A 1,275-nucleotide genomic window follows, 5' to 3' on the forward strand; every position below is an offset into this window, starting at 1 on the left:
CGCTGACGTTGCCTCCAGGAGCTAATCCAGTTTGAGATAGACTCTGGCCCCACCGAAAGGACCAGAGATGAAACGCAGCAGATTTACCGAAGACCAGATTATCGGCATTTTGAAGGAGCACGAGTCCGGGATTCCCGTGGCCGATCTGTGCCGTAAGCACGGTGTCAGCAATGCAACTGTTTATAAATAGAAAGCCAAGTATGGCGGCATGGATGTCAGCGAGGCGAAGCGGCTGAAGGTGCTCGAGGACGAGAACGGTAAGCTGAAAAAGCTCCTCGCCGATGCCATGTTGGACAATTCTTCTCTGAAAGACCTACTTGGAAAAAAATGGTGACGCCCGCCGCGAAGCGGCAAGCGGTAGCGCATCTTGTGGCGGGGCACGGGATGAGCGAACGGCGGGCGTGCCGGGTGATCGGCTGTTGCAGGATGACCATGCGCTACGAGGCTGTCCGACAGGATGATCCCGTGTTGCGGGAGCGGCTGAAAGAACTGGCCAAGGTGCGCTGCCGGTTCGGCTACCGGCGGCTGCATGTGTTTTTGCGGCGCGAGGGTCATGAGGTGAACCACAAACGCCTGTTCCGCATCTACCGCGAAGAGCAGCTGCATGTGCGGCGCCGGGGCGGGCGCAAGCGGGCCATCGGCACGCGGGCCCCGATGGTGCTGCCGCTGATGCCGAACCAGCGCTGGTCGTTGGACTTCGTGTCCGATCAGCTGACGGATGGCCGTCGGTTCAGGATCATGACCGTGGTCGATGACTGCACGCGCGAATGCCTGGCCCTGATCGCGGATACTTCGCTCTCAGGCGCAAGGGTGGCGCGTGAACTGGCAACGCTGTTCGATGCCCGCGGCAAGCCCCAAACGATTGTCAGCGATAACGGAACTGAGTTCACCTCGAACGCGATCCTGAAGTTCGTGGATGATCGCAAGTTTGACTGGCACTACATCGCGCCCGGCAAGCCGACCCAGAATGCCTTCATCGAAAGCTTCAACGGCCGCCTGCGCGATGAGCTGCTGAACGAGACCCTGTTCCCGTCGTTGCACCATGCCCGCGTGACGCTGGCCGCCTGGCGCAAGGACTATAACACCGAACGGCCCCACTCCCGCCTCGGCTGGCAGACCCCAGCCGAGTTTGCCCAGACCTTCGCCCCGCAACGAGACCTGACGCTGCGCAATCCGCAACGCTCCGCGCCAGCCCCCGTTGCCCAACCCGCCCAAATCGGCAAAACTCAAACCCGGAGTCTCGCTCACGCTGGATAAAAGTTGGGGGCAACGTCA

At 60.9% G+C, this 1,275-nt stretch carries 1 pseudogene; it reads left to right on the forward strand.

The features are described 5' to 3' along the window. Positions 1-67 precede the first annotated feature (67 nt). A pseudogene (locus DL237_RS20395) lies at positions 68-1,257 on the forward strand (IS3 family transposase). Positions 1,258-1,275 lie beyond the last annotated feature (18 nt).

The organism is Pseudooceanicola sediminis (assembly GCF_003575965.1).
In the GTDB taxonomy this organism is placed as follows: Bacteria; Pseudomonadota; Alphaproteobacteria; order Rhodobacterales; family Rhodobacteraceae; genus Pseudooceanicola; species Pseudooceanicola sediminis.